At 67.7% G+C, this 17,134-nt stretch carries 15 protein-coding genes; 10 read left to right on the top strand and 5 right to left on the bottom strand.

Annotated features, from left to right (window positions below; genetic code table 11):
* Window positions 1-5: 5 nt before the first annotated feature.
* Window positions 6-440: a thioredoxin TrxC gene (gene trxC, locus KL771_RS08745; RefSeq protein WP_261968167.1), complete on the top strand. Its 435-nt coding sequence runs from the start codon at window positions 6-8 to the stop codon at window positions 438-440.
* A gap of 65 nt (window positions 441-505) precedes the next feature.
* Here trxC and KL771_RS08750 read toward each other — a convergent pair whose 3' ends face one another.
* Window positions 506-1,474 carry an SLAC1 anion channel family protein gene (locus KL771_RS08750; RefSeq protein ID WP_261968168.1) on the bottom strand — a complete coding sequence of 323 codons (969 nt, stop codon included), beginning with the start codon at window positions 1,472-1,474 and terminating at the stop codon, window positions 506-508.
* 154 nt (window positions 1,475-1,628) lie between these two features.
* Window positions 1,629-2,921, bottom strand: coding sequence for an NAD(P)/FAD-dependent oxidoreductase (locus tag KL771_RS08755; RefSeq protein ID WP_261968169.1), 1,293 nt, complete (start codon window positions 2,919-2,921; stop codon window positions 1,629-1,631).
* A 123-nt stretch (window positions 2,922-3,044) separates the two neighbouring features.
* Between KL771_RS08755 and KL771_RS08760 the strand changes: the two genes are divergently transcribed.
* From KL771_RS08760 to KL771_RS08775, 4 genes are all read left to right on the top strand, one after another.
* Window positions 3,045-3,380 (top strand): rhodanese-like domain-containing protein, encoded by a 336-nt coding sequence (locus KL771_RS08760; RefSeq protein ID WP_261968170.1) that lies wholly within the window; start codon window positions 3,045-3,047, stop codon window positions 3,378-3,380.
* A 96-nt stretch (window positions 3,381-3,476) separates the two neighbouring features.
* Complete coding sequence (locus KL771_RS08765) at window positions 3,477-3,677, top strand: YgaP family membrane protein (RefSeq protein WP_261968171.1); 201 nt, start codon at window positions 3,477-3,479, stop codon at window positions 3,675-3,677.
* A gap of 13 nt (window positions 3,678-3,690) precedes the next feature.
* Complete coding sequence (locus KL771_RS08770) at window positions 3,691-4,671, top strand: efflux RND transporter periplasmic adaptor subunit (RefSeq protein WP_261968172.1); 981 nt, start codon at window positions 3,691-3,693, stop codon at window positions 4,669-4,671.
* A complete protein-coding gene (locus tag KL771_RS08775; protein ID WP_261968173.1) occupies window positions 4,668-7,895 on the top strand; it encodes an efflux RND transporter permease subunit in 3,228 nt (1,075 codons plus the stop codon). Before KL771_RS08770 ends, KL771_RS08775 begins: the two co-directional genes overlap by 4 nt.
* 55 nt (window positions 7,896-7,950) lie before the next feature.
* Here the strand turns inward: KL771_RS08775 and pncA are convergent, their stop codons facing one another.
* Entirely contained in the window at window positions 7,951-8,577 is a 627-nt protein-coding gene (gene pncA, locus KL771_RS08780; RefSeq protein ID WP_261968174.1) for a bifunctional nicotinamidase/pyrazinamidase, read from the bottom strand.
* A gap of 59 nt (window positions 8,578-8,636) precedes the next feature.
* Window positions 8,637-9,311, bottom strand: coding sequence for a TetR/AcrR family transcriptional regulator (locus KL771_RS08785; protein WP_261968175.1), 675 nt, complete (start codon window positions 9,309-9,311; stop codon window positions 8,637-8,639).
* Between the two features lie 355 nt (window positions 9,312-9,666).
* Between KL771_RS08785 and KL771_RS08790 the strand changes: the two genes are divergently transcribed.
* The 4 genes from KL771_RS08790 (at window position 9,667) to KL771_RS08805 (ending at window position 13,702) form a co-directional block, all read left to right on the top strand.
* Window positions 9,667-10,635 (top strand): shikimate dehydrogenase, encoded by a 969-nt coding sequence (locus KL771_RS08790; protein ID WP_261968176.1) that lies wholly within the window; start codon window positions 9,667-9,669, stop codon window positions 10,633-10,635.
* Window positions 10,636-10,732: 97 nt separating this feature from the next.
* Window positions 10,733-11,734, top strand: coding sequence for a TRAP transporter substrate-binding protein DctP (gene dctP, locus KL771_RS08795; protein ID WP_261968177.1), 1,002 nt, complete (start codon window positions 10,733-10,735; stop codon window positions 11,732-11,734).
* Window positions 11,735-11,912: 178 nt separating this feature from the next.
* Complete coding sequence (locus KL771_RS08800) at window positions 11,913-12,410, top strand: TRAP transporter small permease (RefSeq protein ID WP_261968178.1); 498 nt, start codon at window positions 11,913-11,915, stop codon at window positions 12,408-12,410.
* Window positions 12,407-13,702 carry a TRAP transporter large permease gene (locus KL771_RS08805; RefSeq protein ID WP_261968179.1) on the top strand — a complete coding sequence of 432 codons (1,296 nt, stop codon included), beginning with the start codon at window positions 12,407-12,409 and terminating at the stop codon, window positions 13,700-13,702. The genes KL771_RS08800 and KL771_RS08805 overlap by 4 nt, the downstream gene beginning before the upstream one ends.
* A 75-nt stretch (window positions 13,703-13,777) precedes the next feature.
* On the opposite strand, the gene KL771_RS08810 is transcribed toward KL771_RS08805, so the two are convergent.
* Window positions 13,778-14,959 carry a hypothetical protein gene (locus tag KL771_RS08810; RefSeq protein ID WP_261968180.1) on the bottom strand — a complete coding sequence of 394 codons (1,182 nt, stop codon included), beginning with the start codon at window positions 14,957-14,959 and terminating at the stop codon, window positions 13,778-13,780.
* Window positions 14,960-15,529: 570 nt separating this feature from the next.
* Between KL771_RS08810 and KL771_RS08815 the strand changes: the two genes are divergently transcribed.
* Window positions 15,530-17,092, top strand: a complete 1,563-nt coding sequence (locus KL771_RS08815; protein ID WP_390866579.1) for an ABC transporter substrate-binding protein — start codon at window positions 15,530-15,532, stop codon at window positions 17,090-17,092.
* Window positions 17,093-17,134: the final 42 nt, after the last annotated feature.

Below are 17,134 nucleotides of genomic sequence, written 5' to 3' on the forward strand. Positions count from 1 at the left end.
CTGTCATGACCCATGTCACCTGCCCGAGCTGCCAAGCCGTCAACCGCATCCCCGAGGACCGTCTGGCAGCCGACTGGCGCCAGGCCAAATGTCCGAAATGCGGAACGTCGCTCTTTCCGGGCAAGCCGGTCGACGCGACCGGCGAGGCGCTGCATCGCGCGATCGAACGCTCGGACATCCCCGTCGTGGTCGACTTCTGGGCGGCCTGGTGCGGACCCTGCCGGATGATGGCGCCGCAATTCGCGGAAGCCGCCGCTGCGGCCGGCCCGAAGGCGCGCTTCCTCAAGCTCGACACCGATGCCGAGCCGGAAGCCTCCGCGGCCTTCGGCATCCGCTCGATCCCGACCATGATCCTGTTCAAGGGCGGCCGCGAGATGGCACGCCAGTCCGGCGTGATGAGCGCCGGGCAGATCGCCCAATGGATCGCCCGGGCATCCTGACTGCGTGATGGCGGCTGCGCCTCAAACCGCCCGGCCACCGGCCGGCAACCGACCCGGCGCCGCCGTCATTCCGGCCGGCAGATCTCGTCCCGCATCATGCCGACGACGGTCCGGGCGGCGAGCGCACCGATGACCGCCGTCGTCAGTGCGGCGAGACCGAAGCCGGCACCGACATGGGCGGCCGAGCCGGCCAGTTCGCCATAGACGAAGGTCGCCACCGTGAGGGCCGCCAGCGGGAAGGAATAGGCCCACCAGGACATGGCGAAACCGACCTGACGCAGGCGGCCGGCCTGGGTCAGTACCACCAGGGCGAACAGGACGGCGGCGTAGTAGAGGATGCGTCCGAACGGGTCGAGGCCGCCGCCGAGTCGCGTCCAGGAGAGGAAGGCCACGGCCGGCGGCGCGACCAGGATGGCGAGCGTCGGCAGCAGCCGGTCCGGCATCGGCGGGTGGAAGATCAGCCGGTTGAACACCAGCGTCAGCAGGATCAGCCAGAAGACCAGCCCGACCGAGAGAAAGAACCAGGAGACCTCGAGCGCGCCATAGCCGACGCCCGCGATCGGCACCAGGACGTTGCCGACGGCGGGGATGAACCAGGCCGGCGTCAACTGGGGGGTCTCGAAGGCGCGATGGCCGATCCAGACCGAAACCACCGAGAGACTGCCGATCAGTTGCAGGGTGGCGCCGGCGGCCCAGAGCGGCTGGGCCAGGGACGGCACCGCCGCCTGCAGAGCCGTGCCGAGCAGGATCAGCGAGATCGCCGCCGCCGGAAAGAAGGCCATCCGCACCGGATGGCGCCATTCGGCAGCGACCATGTCGGGATGCCGTACGACCTTCAGCGCATAGGTCGCGGCGATTGCGGCGAAGACCAGCAGCGCCACCGCGGCGACCGCCGTGCCGGCCACCGGTGCCCGGCCGAGCGCATGCTCCGCCCGGGTCACCGCCAGCGCCAGGCCCGAAAGCCCCATCACGGTCGCGAAGAAGACGACCGGGAAATGGGCAAGTCTCGAATGCGCCACGGCAAGTGCGGTCATGGTTCCCTCGGTCGCAGAAGAGCCGGCAGCCCGGTGCATCCACCCGGCGCCGGCGCCATTGTTTCACATCAGTTGCGACCGTGCGCCGTCGAAATGCGGCATGGCAGGCCGCGCCGCGGCGCCCGGCGCCTGAGGTCGGACGTCGTGGATCCGGTCAGACCTCTTCCTCGATCTTGACCGCCTTCAGCTTGTCGATGCCGAGGGCCTGCAGGGCGAGGCGCTCGTAGAAGGGCTCGGATTTGCCGATCCGGATCTTGCGCAGGAAGTAGCGTTCGAAGCCGATCTTGGCGGCATGGACCCAGCGGCCCGACGAGGACCAGTTGACGTTGCGCGGCGGGATCTGCGGCTGGGCCACGAAGGCGACGCCGCCGTCGCCGAAATCAGCCAGACAGACAGCGTTCCAGGTCGCCTCGGCATCCGGTTCGCGCCCCTCAACCAGACGGGCGATATTGTGGGCGGTGGCCGTCACCATGCTTTCGATCATGAAGCCGGTCTTCGGCACGCCGACCGGAACCGCCGTCTTGCCGACCGGCGGGATGGCGACGCAGACGCCGACCGAGAACACGTTGCGGAAGGTCGGATTGCGCTGGTGCTTGTCGGCCAGGATGAAGCCGCGCGGATTGGTCAGGCCGTCGATGCCGCGGACCGCAGGCACGCCGCGGAAGGCCGGCAGGATCATCGAGTAGGCGAAGGGAAGCTCGTGCGACGCCTTCGGGGCGCCGTCGTCGGTCAATTCGGAGATCAGCATCCGACCCGCCTCGACCCGATCGATCTTGGCGTTGCAGATCCATTTGACGTGATGCTGACGCATCTCGCTTTCGAGCAGGGTCTTGGTGTCGCCGACGCCGTCCAGGCCGAGATGGCCGACATAGGGCTCGGCGGTGACGAAGGTCATCGGCACCCGGTCGCGCACCTTGGCGTCGCGCAGCGCCTTGTCGAGAACGAAGGCGAATTCGTAGGCCGGCCCGTAGCAGGAGGCGCCCTGGGCGGCCCCGATGATGACCGGACCCGGCGCCTTGACCAGGCGGTCGAAGGCCTGCTTGGCCATCAGGGCGTGGTCGACCTGGCAGATCGACTGGGTGTGACCGTCGGGACCGAGCCCCTCGATCTCGTCGAAGGCGAGATCCGGACCCGTCGCGACGACCAGATAGTCGTAGTCGACGGAGGACCCATCGGTCAGTTCGATGCGGTTTTCCGCCGGATGCAGCCGAGCGGCGCCCTGCGGATGAAGCCGGATGTCGCGCTTGGCGAAGACCGGCGCCAGATCCGCCTCGATCGCCTCCCGGTCGCGCCAGCCGACGGCGACCCAGGGATTGGACGGGACGAAGGAGTATTTCGAGCCCTTGTTGACGACGGCGATCTCGTGCTGCGGCCCGAGGATGTCCCTCAGTTCGTAGGCCATGATGACGCCGCCGAGACCGGCGCCGAGGACTGCGACCCTTGCCATGCTGATCCTCCCGTGTTCCGGCATTCGGTGGTCCGTGCCGGTCCGCGACCGCTTTGCCCTTGCGATCTTCAATATCACATTATATTAGTGAATACGAAAATACAAACTAAAAAGGAGCCCGCGATGTTCGGTTTCGGTCGCCGTCCGACAGGTCACAGCCTCACGCCTCAGGATGCCCACGCGCAGGCGGTGTCGGGGCAGATTACGCTGGTCGATGTCCGCGAGGACGGCGAATGGCGGCAGGGCCATATCGCCGGTGCCATCCACATGCCGCTGTCGCGGTTGCGCGACCTTGCCGGCACCCTTCCCGGAGGACGCCCCGTCGTCTTCTATTGTCTTTCCGGGGCCCGATCGGCCCAGGCCATCACGGTTTGCCGTGCGCTCGGCTTCGCACACGATACCCATATGGCGGGCGGCATTTCGGCGTGGCGGGCCCACGGCCTGCCGCTGGCCCGTTGACAAGGCCGCTTCTTTTTCCCGATCGCATGATACGGTGAGGGTTGAATTATTTTCGTACATGCGTATTTTCTAAATTACAAAACGAAAGGGTCTCCCATGACGCTCGACCGCATCATCCTCGCCTTCGCCGGAGCCATGGTGCTCCTGTCCGTGATCCTGACCGTCCTGGTCCATCCGCAGTTTATCTGGCTGACGGTCTTCGTCGGCCTGAATATGGTCCAGTCCGCCTTCACCGGCTTCTGTCCGGCCGCCATGGTCTTCAAGGCTCTCGGCGTGAAGCCCGGCTGCGCCTTCTGATCGGGGGACTTCGATGCGCCTGGCCCTTGCCGCACTGTCCGCCGCTTCCCTGGTCCTGGCCGGCCTCGTCCTGGCAGGCCCCACCCCGACGCGGGCCGGTTCCCTGAAGATCGAACCCGTCACGGTGCCGGAATGGAAGGCCGTCTACGGCCGCGTCGAGGCGCGCGATACGATCCCGGCGCGCGCCCGGGTCGGCGGCACCCTGACCGAACTGCTCGTCTCCGAGGGCGACGCGGTCAAGGCCGGGCAGCGCATCGCCATCGTCCATGACGACAAGATCGCCTTCCAGGTCTCCGCGCTCGATTCCCAGCTGAAGGCGATCGTCGCCCAACTGCAGAATGCCGAGACCGAACTCGCCCGAACCCAGTCCCTGGTCGACCGGGGCGTCGCCACGGCGCAGCGTCTCGACCAGTTGCGCACCCAGGCCGACGTGTTCCGCAACCAGATCGCCTCGACCGAGGCGCAACGCCTCGTCATCGTGCAGCAGGGCACCGAAGGCAACGTGCTGGCGCCTGCCGACGGCAAGATCCTGACCGTGCCGGTCACCCGCGGCGCTGTCCTGCTGCCGGGCGAGACGGTGGCGACGATCGGCGCGGGCGGCTTCTTCCTGCGCCTGGCGATCCCAGAACGCCACGCGCCGCTTCTGAAGGAGGGCGCCGGCCTGACGGTGGAGACCGACACCGGCCCGGCGACCGGCCGGCTGGTCAAGCTCTATCCGCAGATCGGCAACGGCCGGATCGTCGCCGATGTCGAGGTCCAGGGCCTGCCGACCCTGTTCGTCGACGCGCGCGTGCTGGTCCGCGTCCCGATCGGAATGCGCAAGGTGACGATGATCCCGGCCGCGGCGATCGTCCATCGCTCCGGGCTCGATTTCGTGACCGTGCGGCTGCCCAGCGGGCCGGTCGAACGCACGGTCGTGATCGGCGAGCGCGACGGCGACAAGGTCGAAATCCTGACCGGCCTCGCGGCTGGCGACGAGGTGGTCACACCATGAAGCTCGGCCTTGCCGGCGGGCTGACGCGGGCCTTCATCGGTTCCGCGCTGACCCCCCTGTTCCTGCTCGCCGCTCTCGCCATGGGTCTGGTCGCCCTCGTCACGCTGCCGCGCGAGGAGGAGCCACAGATCTCCGTGCCGATGGTCGACATCCGCGTCTCGGCGCCCGGATTGAGGGCCGAGGATGCGGTCAAGCTGGTCACCGAGCCGCTCGAGACCATCGTCCGGGCGATTTCGGGCGTCGATCACGTCTATTCGCAGACCCGCGACGACGGCGCCCTGGTCACCGCCCGCTTCCTGGTCGGCACCCCGGCCGACGCGGCCATCCTGCGCGTGCACGAGAAGCTGCGCGCCAACATGGACCGCATCCCGGTCGGCATCCCGGAACCGCAGATCGTCGGCCGCGGTATCGACGACGTGGCGATCGTCTCCCTGACGCTGGCCCCGAAGCCGGAGGCCGCCGCCGGCGTGACCGCGGCCGACCTCACCCGCATCGCCCGCGAATTGCGCACCGAGATCGCCAAGATCGACGATGTCGGGCTGACCTATCTGGTCGGCGAGACCGGCGACGCGATCCGCATCGCGCCGAATCCCGACAAGCTCGCACTCTACGGCGTCACCCTGCAGCAGCTTTCCGCCAAGGTGAAGGCCGCCAACCGTGCGGTTCCGACCGGGCTGGTGCGCAGCCAGGCCGGCCAGATCGACGTCATCGCCGGCGAGACGCTGCAGACGCCGGCCGCTGTCGGCAACCTGCTCCTGACGACACGCGACGGCCGTCCGGTCTATGTCCGCGACGTGGCCGACGTGGCCTTCGTCTCCGATACGGCCGACCTTCATGTCGCCCATGTCGCGCGCGGGCCGGACGGCGTCGCCGTCCGCGTGCCGGCGGTCACGCTGGCGGTCGCCAAGCGTGCCGGCGCCAATGCGGTGACGGTCGCCGAGGCGATCCTGGAGCGGGTGCACGGGCTGACCGGCAGCCTCATCCCGAAGGGGATCGAGGTCGCGGTGACGCGCGACTATGGCGAGACCGCCAACGAGAAGGCGAACGAGCTCCTGTTCCATCTGGGGCTCGCCACGCTGTCGATCATCGCGCTGGTCTGGTTCTCGATCGGCCGGCGCGAGGCGCTGGTGGTCGCGGTGGTGATCCCGGTCACCATCCTGTTGACCCTCTTCGCCGCACGGCTGATGGGCTATACGCTCAACCGCGTCTCGCTGTTCGCCCTGATCTTCTCGATCGGCATCCTGGTCGACGACGCCATCGTGGTGATCGAGAACATCGCCCGCCACTGGGGCATGAAGGACGGCCGCTCGCGGCGCGATGCCGCCATCGAGGCGGTCGCGGAGGTCGGCAACCCGACCATCGTGGCGACCCTGACGGTGGTCGCGGCCCTGCTGCCGATGCTCTTCGTCAGCGGCATGATGGGCCCCTATATGAGCCCGATCCCGTCGAACGCCTCGGCGGCGATGATCTTTTCCTTCTTCGTCGCCGTGACGGTCACGCCCTGGCTGATGCTCAAGGTCGCCGGCAAGGCGCCGCTGCACGGGCATGACGCCCATGACGGCGCCGGCGGTCGGCTGGGACGGCTCTATGCCGGCGTCGCCCGGCCGATTCTCGCCTCCAAGGCGGCGAGTTGGGTGTTCCTGCTCGCCGTCGGCGCCGCAACCCTCGGCTCCCTGGCGCTGTTCTACACCAAGGACGTGACCGTCAAGCTGCTGCCCTTCGACAACAAGTCGGAACTGGCGGTGGTCATCGACCTGCCGGAAGGCGCATCGGTGGAGGCGACCGACGCCGCCGCCCAGGCGATCGCCAAGGTGGCGCTCGGCATGAAGGAGGTCGTCTCGGTCCAGACCCATGCCGGCACGGCCGCGCCGTTCAACTTCAACGGCCTCGTCCGGCACGCCTATCTACGGGCCGAGCCGCAGCTCGGCGATGTCCAGCTCAACCTCAAGCCCAAGGCCGAACGGACCCGCTCGAGCCACGAGATCGCGCTCGACCTGCGCCGCCAGATCGCCGCCGTGCCGGTACCGGCCGGAACGTCGCTGAAGGTGGTCGAACCGCCGCCGGGTCCGCCCGTCATGGCGACCCTGCTCGCCGAGATCTACGGCCCCGATGCCGAGACCCGGCGGCGCACCGCCGACAAGGTCGCGGCGGCCTTCCGGTCGGTGCCCTTCGTGGTCGATGTCGACGACAGCTACGGCATGCCGGCACGACGCATCCGGGCGACGCTGTCGGCCGACGACATCGAGTATTTCCGCGTCGAGGAGGGCGACGTGCTCGACACGCTCGCGATCCTGAACGGTTCGACCACGGTCGGCTACTCGCATCGCGGCGGCGGCCGGGCCGCCATCCCGATCGTGCTCGCGCGCCCCAAGGGCGACCGGGTCATGGACGAACGCGCCCTGACCACGCCGATCCCGGCCAATGTCCTGCCCGGCGACCGCGGCGTTGTCGAACTCGGCGACGTGATCCGGTTGAACGACGAGACCGCGAGCTATCCGGTGTTCCGCCACAACGGCCGGGCCGCCGAGATGGTCACGGCGGAGCTCGCCGGTGCCTATGAGGCCCCGCTCTACGGCATGCTCGCCGTCCAGGAGGCGCTCCACCGGCAGGACTGGACCGGGCTGGAGAAGCCGCGCATCGCGTTGCACGGCCAGCCGGCCGACGAGAGCCGTCCGGTGCTGCTCTGGGACGGCGAGTGGGAGGTGACCTGGGTCACCTTCCGCGACATGGGTGCCGCCTTCATGGTGGCGATGCTCGGCATCTACATCCTGGTCGTCGCCCAGTTCGGCTCCTTCAAGCTGCCGCTGGTCATCCTGACCCCGATCCCGCTCACCTTCATCGGCATCCTGGGCGGCCACTGGCTGTTCCATGCGCCGTTCACGGCGACCTCGATGATCGGCTTCATCGCGCTTGCCGGCATCATCGTGCGCAACTCGATCCTCTTGGTCGACTTCGTCCGCCACGCCCCGCGCGAGGAGACGGTCGCCACGCCCGAGGGTCCGGTCACGCGGGCGCGGCCGCTCGCCGACATCCTGATCGAGGCCGGCGCGATCCGGTTCAAGCCGATCCTGCTGACCGCCCTGGCGGCCATGATCGGCGCGGCCGTGATCCTGACCGACCCGATCTTCCAGGGCCTCGCCCTGTCGCTGCTGTTCGGCCTCGCCTCCTCGACGCTGCTGACCGTGCTGGTCATCCCGGCCATCTACCGGGTGCTCCGGACCTGACGACGCTCTCGTCGGTTCCGGCGATCCGGGCGGCCTCGCGCGCCGTCCGGCCGCCTCAGCCGATCGAGGCGGCCGAAAGCCGGGTCACGCCGGCCCGCTCCATGTCCACCCAGGCCCGGGCGAGCGAGCCGCCGGTATCGATCGCCCGGCAGGCCTCTTCGATCACGATCGTGCGGAAGCCGGCCTCCGCCGCGTCGATCGCACTCCAGGCGACGCAGAAATCGGTGGCGAGACCGACGCAATAGACGGTCTCGATGCCGCGCTCGCGCAGGTAGCCGGCCAGACCCGTGCGCGTCGTCCGATCCGCCTCGCGGAAGGCCGAATAGCTGTCGACGGCCGGGTGGCAGCCCTTGCGGATGATCATCTGCGCCTGCGGCAGGTCGAGCCCGGCGGCCAGTTCGGCGCTGTCCGTCCCCTGCACGCAGTGATCCGGCCAAAGCACCTGGGTGCCGTAGGCAAGCTCGACGGTCTCGAACGGCGCCTTGCCGGGATGGCTGGACGCAAAGGAGATGTGCCCCGCCGGGTGCCAGTCCTGGGTCAGCACGACCTGGGCGAAATGCCGGCCGAGGGCATTGATCACCGGGATGACGGCATCGCCGTCGGGCACCGCCAGGCTGCCGCCCGGCAGGAATCCGTTCTGCACGTCGACGACCAGGAGCACGCTGTTCGAATCGGGAACCATGACGGCCTCGCGGTCTGGGCAAAGGGAGGCCGGCAGGCTGACCGGTCCGCCCGCCGCGATCAAGCCTTCAGAGAGCGGACCACGGTCTCGATGACCGAAGCCCGCCGACGCGCGCGTACCTCCGGGTCGGTCAGGTCGCGCTTGAAGATGCGCGAGAAGGTGTAGCGGTTGGAGACGTTGAAGATGCACAGCGCGCTGATCGTCTGGTGCAGGTCGATCTCGTCGATGCCCGGCCGGAACACGCCTTCGGCGACGCCGCGGGAGTAAATCGAGCGGATGGTGTCGATCACCGAGACATTCAGGTCCTGCAGGATGCGCGACGAGCCGAGATGCGCGCCGTAGTGGATGTTCTCGGTCATGACGATGCGGACGAACTGCTCGTTGTCGTTCTGGAAGTCGAAGGTGAAGCCGACCAGCGCCCGGATCGCGTCCTCGGGCGAGAGATGATCGAGCTTCAGTTCCGCCTCGCGGGCGCGGATGCTCTTGTAGGCCTCCTCCAGAACGGCGACGAACAGCCCCTCCTTGTCGCCGAAATAGTAGTAGATCATCCGCTTCGAGGTTTCGGTCCGGGCGGCGATCTCGTCGACGCGGGCGCCCGTGAAGCCCTTCTCGGCGAATTCCCGGCTGGCAATGTCGAGAATGTTGCGGCGGGTATTCTCCGGATCGTTGGCGCGCAGGGCCGGGCCGCGGGCGGCCGGCCTGTCCCGCCCCGCGCCCTTGTCCCCGTCAGGCACTCCCCCGTCAGGCACTCCGCCGTCCTTCATCAACCAACTCCTCTGCGGAATGCCGGCTCCCGGTCGGCTTGTCCGCCACATCGCCCGCCCGCATGCCCCGGCTGTCGGCATGCCCGGCCGTCGGGCCGGAGCCGGCCCCCCACCCGATGCGAGACCGACGCACCGCCTACCGTATCGATGCGCGGGACAGTAGCGCATGTTCGCAAGTTTCGGGATCGCCCCGAACGGGCGGATCGCGGCATCTGAATCGATGCAATCTTGACATACTAACCGGTTCGTACATAGTCCGACCCGTCGGATCCGCCAGGGTCCGGGCTGCGCAAGGGCCCCGGCAACGGATCGGCCATGCACCCGGATGAAGGATCGGACGCTCGAAGACCTGCGCCAGACGGGTCCGGACGCCACATACCGGGTCGAGGACATGCCCTTGCCGTCATCCGCTGCCGAACGCCCCGCGACGGGTCCGTCTACCGAACGCGCGCCCCTGCGCGCGCCGTCCTTCGTGGTCGGATTGGTCGGACGCGGCATCCAGCTCTCGAAGACGCCAGCCATGCACGAGCGCGAGGCCGACCAGCTCGGGCTGCGTTACGTCTATCGCCTGATCGATTTCGACCGCCTCGGTCTCCCCGACAGCGAACTCGGCGGCATCCTTGCGGCCGCGCGCCGGCTCGGCTTTGCCGGCCTCAACGTGACGCACCCGTTCAAACAGGCGGTCATCGCCCATCTCGACGGTCTCTCCGACGACGCCCGGGAGCTCGGCGCTGTCAACACTGTCGTGTTCGAGGGCGATCGTGCCATCGGCCACAACACCGATTGGTGGGGCTTCGCCGAGAGCTTCCGGCGCAACATGCCCGGACAATCCCTCGAATCGGCCATCCTGTTCGGCGCCGGCGGGGCCGGCGTGGCGGTCGCCCACGCACTCATGACGCTCGGGACCGGCCGGTTGACCGTCGTCGACACCGATCCGGCCCGGGCCGCCGGACTGGCCGGTGATCTGTGCGCTCGTTTCGGTGCCGGACGGGCCGAGGCGGGCTCGGCCGCGGATGCCGCGCGCAGCGCCGGCATCGTCAACGCGACGCCGGTCGGCATGGCCAAATATCCCGGCTTGCCGCTGCCGGAGGCGCTGATCCGGCCCGACCACTGGGTCGCCGACATCGTCTACTTCCCGCTCAAGACCGAGCTTCTGGCGACGGCGCGCGCCAAAGGCTGCCGGATTCTCGCCGGCGGCGGGATGGCGGTCTTCCAGGCCGTCGGCGCCTTCCGGCTATTCACCGGAGCCGAACCCGATCCCGATCGGATGCAGGCCCATTTCGACGTTCTATGATCCAGGGCAAGACCCGGGGATCGAGATTGCGGCCGCGATCCCCAGGGCTTAACGAAGAGCCGCTGACAACCAAGCAAGAACCCAAGGAGGAAGCCCGATGACCGTACTTTCCCGCCGCTCGCTTCTGCAGGCCTCCCTCGCCGGCGCCGCCGTTGCCGGCTTCGGCCTTTCGAGCGCCCGCGCCCAGGCGGACAAGCCGCTTTTGCGCATGTCGGCGCCGCTGACCCCGACCGACCAGCGCGCGATCGGCCTCGAGAAGCATTTCGGCCCGGCCGTGGCCGGCTTCGCCACCTACCAGCCGCACTACAACGCGACGCTGTTCAAGCAGGGCACCGAGCTCGAGGCGATCGCCCGCGGCAACCTCGAAATGTCGATCACCTCGGCGCAGGAACTGGCCACCCTGATCCCGGCCTGGTCGATCTTCACCGCCGGCTACCTGCTGCGCGACGCCGAGCACCAGAAGAAGGTGTTCGCCTCCGACCTGATGGACGGCCTGAAGAAGACCACCGAGGACAAGCTCGGCGTCAAGCTGCTCTCGGTCATGTATCTCGGCCGCCGCCAGCTCAACCTGCGCACCGAGAAGGAGATCAAGACGCCCGAGGATCTCGCCGGCATGAAGCTGCGCATGCCGAATTCGGAAGCCTGGCTGTTCCTCGGCAAGGCGCTCGGCGCCAACCCGCTGCCGATGGCCTTCACGGAGATCTATACCGCACTGCAGACCGGCGCCATCGACGGCCAGGACAACCCGCTGCCGACCGACAAGGACTCCAAGTTCTACGAGGTCACCAAGCAGATCGTCCTGACCAGCCATCTGGTCGACCAGAACTATCTCGCCTTCTCCAAGAAGGTCTGGGACAAGTTCACCCCCGACCAGCAGGCGACCGTCCAGAAGGCCGCCGACGCCGCCGCCGAGGCCGCGCGCCAGGCCCAGCTGAAGCTCGAGGACGATCTGGTCGACTTCTTCAAGCAGCAGGGCCTCAAGGTCTATGCGCCCGACGTTGCCGCCTTCCGCAAGAAGGTTCAGGCCGACTACCTGACCTCCAAATTCGCGAAGGACTGGCCGGCGGGTCTGGTCGACAAGATCAACGCCATCCAGTGACGGCCCGAAGGCGGGGCTGGCCCAATGCCCGCCCCGCCGGAGGCATGGTCCCTGACCGGTTGCCGCTGAACGGACCCGGACCGGACAGGGACGCGATGCCATGCGGCGGTCCCCGTCTGCGCTGAAGCGGATGGGGGCCGCCGTCCTATCGGCTGTGGCCAAGGGAGGGGAACCGGCCATGCGGGCGGTCATGCATTTTCTGCACAAGCGGGCCGAGAACGTGCTCGTCATCCTGATGGCGGTCATGTTCGCCGCCTTCATCGTCCAGATCGGTTCGCGCTACGTCTTCAATGCGCCGGTCGACTGGGCCTACGAGGTCATCCTCGACACCTGGCTCTGGGCCGTGTTCTGGGGCGCGGCCTTCCTGCTCGACGACCGCGACCACGTGAAATTCGACGTGATCTACAATGCCGGCCGCGAGCGGACCCGGCGCATCTATGCGCTGATCAGCGCGGTCCTCCTCGCCGGCGGCTTCCTGGCCTCGGTGCCGGCCACCTGGGACTACATCTCCTTCAAGGCGATCCGGTCGAGCGACATGCTCGGCATCCGGCTCGACTACCTGTTCTCGGTCTATCTGGCCTTTCTGGCCGGGATGATCGTGCGCTACGCGATCCGCGCGGTCCGGCTGGCCAAGGGGGCGCCGATGTCGGCCTTCGAGCGGGAGGACTCCCTATGAGCCCCGCCTTCTACTGGTGCATCGCGCTGCTGTTCGGCCTCGCCGGCATCGGCGCGCCCGTCGCGCTGTCGATGATCGTTTCCTCGATCCTCTACCTGTTCCTGAAGGGACAGGATGTCGGGCTTGCCGCCGAGCAGATGATCCAGGGCATCTACGACAGCTTCCTGCTGCTCGCCATTCCGCTGTTCATCACCGCCGCGAACATCATGAACGCGGGCACGATCTCGGAACGGCTGCTGAAGTTCTGCCTCGCCCTGGTCGGCCGCTTCCGCGGCGGGCTCGGCCATGTCAACGTCGTCGCCAACATGATCTTCGCCGGCATGTCGGGCTCGGCGGTGGCCGATGCGGTCGGGCTCGGCAAGATCATCATCGAGATGATGCGGCGGGAGAACCGCTATTCGGCCGGCTATGCCGCGGCGATCACGGCGGCCGCCTCGACCATCGGCCCGATCATCCCGCCATCGATCCCGATGGTCATGTATGCGCTGATCTCGGACACCTCGATCGGCTATCTGTTCCTCGGCGGCTTCATCCCCGGCATCATGATGGGCATCGCCCTGATGATCCTGAACGCCCGGATGGCGCGGATCGAGAATGTCCCGCTCGAAGTGCCCGTGCCGCGCGCGGAACTGCCGCGCCTGACGCTGCGTGCCTTCCCGGCACTGATGATGCCGGTCATCCTGCTGTTCGGCATCTATGGCGGGGCGACCACGCCGACCGAGGCCGCCGCCATCGCGGCGCTCTATGCGCTGATCCTGGCGACCTTCTTCTACCGCGCGGTCAGCTTCGGCACGCTCTATTCGGTGTTCCTGGAGAGCGGCCGGGCGACCGCCTCCGTCGGCCTGGTCATCGGCGCCTCGCTGATCTTCAACTACATCGTCGCCGCCGAGAACATCCCGGCCCAGGTCTCCGCGCTGATGAAGGGGCTCGACGTCTCGCCGCTGGTCTTCCTGCTCGGCGTCAACGTCCTGTTCCTGATCCTCGGCTGCCTGCTCGATGCGACCACCATCATCCTGGTGATCATTCCGCTGTTCATCCCGACCTGCAAGGCGCTCGGGATCGACATGGTCCATTTCGGCGTCACCGCCGTCGTGAATTGCATGATCGGCCTGATCACGCCGCCCTACGGGGTGCTGCTGTTCGTCATCAACGCGATCACGGGCATTCCGCTCCGGACCATCATCAAGGCGATCTGGCCCTATATCGGGGTCCTGGGGATCGCGCTCCTGATCATGCTCCTGGTGCCGCAGACGGTCCTGTTCCTGCCGCGTCTATTCGGCTACGTCGGCTGACGGAACACCGCACGAAAACAAGCGGCGGCCGGATCGCTCCGGCCGCCGCTTTCGTTTCGCCGATCCCCGACAGGATCAGAACGGAATGTACTTCTGAACGCATTCCATGACGCTCTCCATCGGGCCGGTCGTCTCGCCGAAGGCGTAGCGCCAGGTCTTGCCGCCGCCCTGGATGGTCACGGTGTCGGCATCGGCCAGGAGCTCGTAGTGGCCGGTGCCCTTAGGCTCAGAGAGGGACAGCCACTCCACGCCCTCGGGATCCGTGGTGGCGACGGCGACGCCCTTGACCGTGTTGCGGGTGTTGTACTTCTTCGACGAGAAGGTGTAGCTGACCGGCACCTGCCGGCCGAGCGCCCCGGTGGACTCGCCCATGAAGTCGATCAGCAGGGACTTGCCGTTGAGGCGGAAGCGGATGGCCGTCTCGGACGCCAGGATCCGCGTCGTCGAGCAGAACAGGACCTTGCCGCGCGGATCGCGCTTGAAATACTCGATCGTCCAGGGACCTGCCGTGGCGTATTCCTCGCGGATGCCCGTCGGCTGGCCGGCCGCCGGCGCACCGCCCTGCTGGCCCTGGAACCCGCCCTGGGCCTGGCCGAAGCCCTGCCCCTGACCGCCGCCCTGGGCCTGGCCGAACCCTTGCGCCTGCCCGAAACCTTGAGCCTGACCGCCGCCCTGCGCCTGCCCGAAGCCCTGCTGGGTCTGGCCGAACCCGCCGGACGGCGGCCGGGGCGGCGCGGCGGCGGCCTGGCCGCCGCCGGTCGACACCGCGATGCACTCGCTGAGCGCGGTCAGCACGGTGGTCATGCCGTTCAAGGTCCAGCGATAGCTGGCGATGCCGTTGGGGACGCCCGGACCGGTCAGGTCGACCATCATCTGACCGCGATGGGCCGAGACGGTCTGCACCATGGCATCCGGCATGGCGAACCAGACCCGCCCGCCGGTGCCGCCGACCGGGAGGGGGATGTTCGGCCCGCGCTCGAACAGAAAGGTCGCCTGGACGGGGCCACCGCGGATGCCCGGATCGGGCACCGACACGGTGTAGAGGCCTTGGGGCGTCACGGCGAAGCGCAGCATGGTCGGACCCGGCCCCATCGAGGCGGTGCACCGGTTGAACTGTCCCTTCTCGTAAATCTGCAGGATCGCGAAGGATCCGACCCGGGTATAGTCCACCTGCTGATAGCCCGGCTGGCCAAACGCCGGCATCGCCGCCGTCGCCAACAGCGGCAGACCCAGCGCCGCCGCCCCCCATCTCGACATCACGCACTCTCCTCTTGACCCGGCGACCGCGTCCGGCCGCTTCCCCGTCGGTAAACGAACTCCGCACGAACTCGGGCCGGACAATGCCGGATGGACCGCGGAACAGCAAGCCTTACGGTTGCAAGTACATGATGTTTCTGATCAATCTGGAATCGCCCGAAGGTGTCCCGATTTCCGGATTGTAAATGATCGACTGCGACCCGCCCGACGGGCAGCACACAGGTGCCGGGCCCAGGACCGAGATTTGACTATTTTCTGATCAAATCAAGAAATATGCGCAATGTTTGTGCACCATCAAGGCAGCCGTGGTCACGGCTCCGGCCCGGCCCCGTGCGACGGCCGACACGACGGCATCTGCGCCCGCCCGGACCGATCCATCAGGAGTTTTCCGAATTCTCCCGCGCCCCGCGCCGCTCGCACAGCCGGCGTCGGCCCTCCGGACGGCGGTCCCGGTCGCGCGCGCCCCGCCCGGCACGCTTCTTGAAGACCGCATGTCCGAGCCTAGCCTCATCAACAGCCCGAAGGTCCGATATGGTCACCAGCGTTCTTTCGAAATCCTTCGCCGCCGGCATGCTTCTGCTCGGCTCGACCGTCCTGGCCTCGGCCGGCGGCACCCTGCGCGTCGGCATGACCGCGTCGGACATCCCGCTGACCACCGGCCAGACCGACAATGGCGGCGAGGGCATGCGCTTCCTCGGCTATACGGCCTATGATTCGCTGATCGAGTGGGATCTGACCGCCTCGGACAAGCCGTCGACCATCATCCCGGGCCTCGCCACCTCCTGGACGGTCGACGCCACCGACAAGACCAAGTGGACCTTCAAGCTCCGTCCGGGCGTCAAGTTCCATGACGGCAGCGCGTTCAATGCCGACACCGTCGTCTGGAATTTCGAAAAGCTGCTCAACAAGGATGCCGCCCAGTTCGATCCGCGCCAGTCGGCGCAGGGCCGTTCGCGCATCCCGGCGGTGGCCAGCTACAAGGTGATCGATCCGCTGACCGTCGAGATCGTCACCAAGACCCCCGACGCCACCCTGCCCTACCAGCTCGCCTGGATCATGATGTCCTCCCCGGCCAACTGGGAAAAGCAGGGCAAGAGCTGGGACAACTACGCCAAGAGCCCGTCTGGCACCGGCCCGTGGAAGATCGTGTCCTTCGTCCCGCGCGAGAAGGCCGAGATGGTCCCGAATCCCGACTATTGGGACAAGACCCGCGTGCCGAAGCTCGACAAGCTGGTCGTCGTGCCGCTGCCGGAACCGTCCGCCCGCGTCGCCGCGCTCCGGTCCGGCCAGGTCGACTGGATCGAGAATCCGGCGCCCGATACGGTGCCGTCGCTGAAGTCCGCCGGCTTCAAGATCGTCACCAACGCCTATCCGCATAACTGGACCTGGCATCTCTCCCGCGTCGAGGGCTCGCCCTGGAACGACGTGCGCGTGCGCAAGGCGGCCAATCTGGCGGTCGACCGCGAGGGCATGAAGGAACTGCTGTCCGGCCTGATGATCCCGGCCGAGGGCTTCATGCCGCCCGGCCACCAGTGGTTCGGCAAGCCGACCTTCAAGCTGAAATACGACCCCGAGGCGGCCAAGAAGCTGCTCGCCGAGGCCGGCTTCAGCCCGTCCAAGCCGCTGGAGACCAAGATCCTGATCTCGCCGTCGGGCTCGGGCCATATGCTGCCGCTGCCGATGAACGAGTTCGTGCAGCAGAACCTCGCCGAGGTCGGCATCAAGGTGTCGTTCGAGGTGGTCGAGTGGAACACGCTGATCAACATCTGGCGTGCCGGCGCGAAGCATGAAAGCTCCAAGGGCGCCACGGGGATGAACTACACCTACTTCATCCAGGACCCCTTCACCGGCTTCATGCGTCACCTGCAGTGCAACCTGGCCCCGCCGGCCGGCACCAACTGGGGCTACTACTGCGATCCGGCGATGGACAAGCTGTTCGACGAGGTCCGCACGACCTTTGATCCGGCGGCGCAGCAGAAGACCCTGGAGAAGATCCACGAGAAGTATGTCGACGAGGCGCTGTTCCTGATGGTCACCCACGACGTCAATGCCCGCGCCATGAGCGCGAAGGTCAAGGGCTTCGTGCAGGCGCAGAACTGGTTCCAGAACTTCTCCTCCATCACGATGGACTGATCCGGCCGGCGCGGCGCCTCGCGCGCCGCGCCCGTCCCTTCC

It is taken from the genome of Prosthecodimorpha staleyi, from assembly GCF_018729455.1.
Lineage (GTDB): Bacteria > Pseudomonadota > Alphaproteobacteria > Rhizobiales > Ancalomicrobiaceae > Prosthecodimorpha > Prosthecodimorpha staleyi.

Bases quoted from the DNA above. Each gene is read 5' to 3' on its own strand.
- trxC (WP_261968167.1), top strand. From the start codon at position 6: ATGACCCATGTCACCTGCCCGAGCTGCCAAGCCGTCAACCGCATCCCC.
- KL771_RS08810 (WP_261968180.1), bottom strand. From the start codon at position 14,959: ATGTCGAGATGGGGGGCGGCGGCGCTGGGTCTGCCGCTGTTGGCGACG.
- KL771_RS08815 (WP_390866579.1), top strand. From the start codon at position 15,530: ATGCTTCTGCTCGGCTCGACCGTCCTGGCCTCGGCCGGCGGCACCCTG.
- dctP (WP_261968177.1), top strand. From the start codon at position 10,733: ATGACCGTACTTTCCCGCCGCTCGCTTCTGCAGGCCTCCCTCGCCGGC.
- KL771_RS08750 (WP_261968168.1), bottom strand. From the start codon at position 1,474: ATGACCGCACTTGCCGTGGCGCATTCGAGACTTGCCCATTTCCCGGTC.
- KL771_RS08770 (WP_261968172.1), top strand. From the start codon at position 3,691: ATGCGCCTGGCCCTTGCCGCACTGTCCGCCGCTTCCCTGGTCCTGGCC.
- KL771_RS08765 (WP_261968171.1), top strand. From the start codon at position 3,477: ATGACGCTCGACCGCATCATCCTCGCCTTCGCCGGAGCCATGGTGCTC.
- KL771_RS08755 (WP_261968169.1), bottom strand. From the start codon at position 2,921: ATGGCAAGGGTCGCAGTCCTCGGCGCCGGTCTCGGCGGCGTCATCATG.
- KL771_RS08775 (WP_261968173.1), top strand. From the start codon at position 4,668: ATGAAGCTCGGCCTTGCCGGCGGGCTGACGCGGGCCTTCATCGGTTCC.
- KL771_RS08800 (WP_261968178.1), top strand. From the start codon at position 11,913: ATGCGGGCGGTCATGCATTTTCTGCACAAGCGGGCCGAGAACGTGCTC.
- KL771_RS08805 (WP_261968179.1), top strand. From the start codon at position 12,407: ATGAGCCCCGCCTTCTACTGGTGCATCGCGCTGCTGTTCGGCCTCGCC.
- pncA (WP_261968174.1), bottom strand. From the start codon at position 8,577: ATGGTTCCCGATTCGAACAGCGTGCTCCTGGTCGTCGACGTGCAGAAC.
- KL771_RS08790 (WP_261968176.1), top strand. From the start codon at position 9,667: ATGAAGGATCGGACGCTCGAAGACCTGCGCCAGACGGGTCCGGACGCC.
- KL771_RS08760 (WP_261968170.1), top strand. From the start codon at position 3,045: ATGTTCGGTTTCGGTCGCCGTCCGACAGGTCACAGCCTCACGCCTCAG.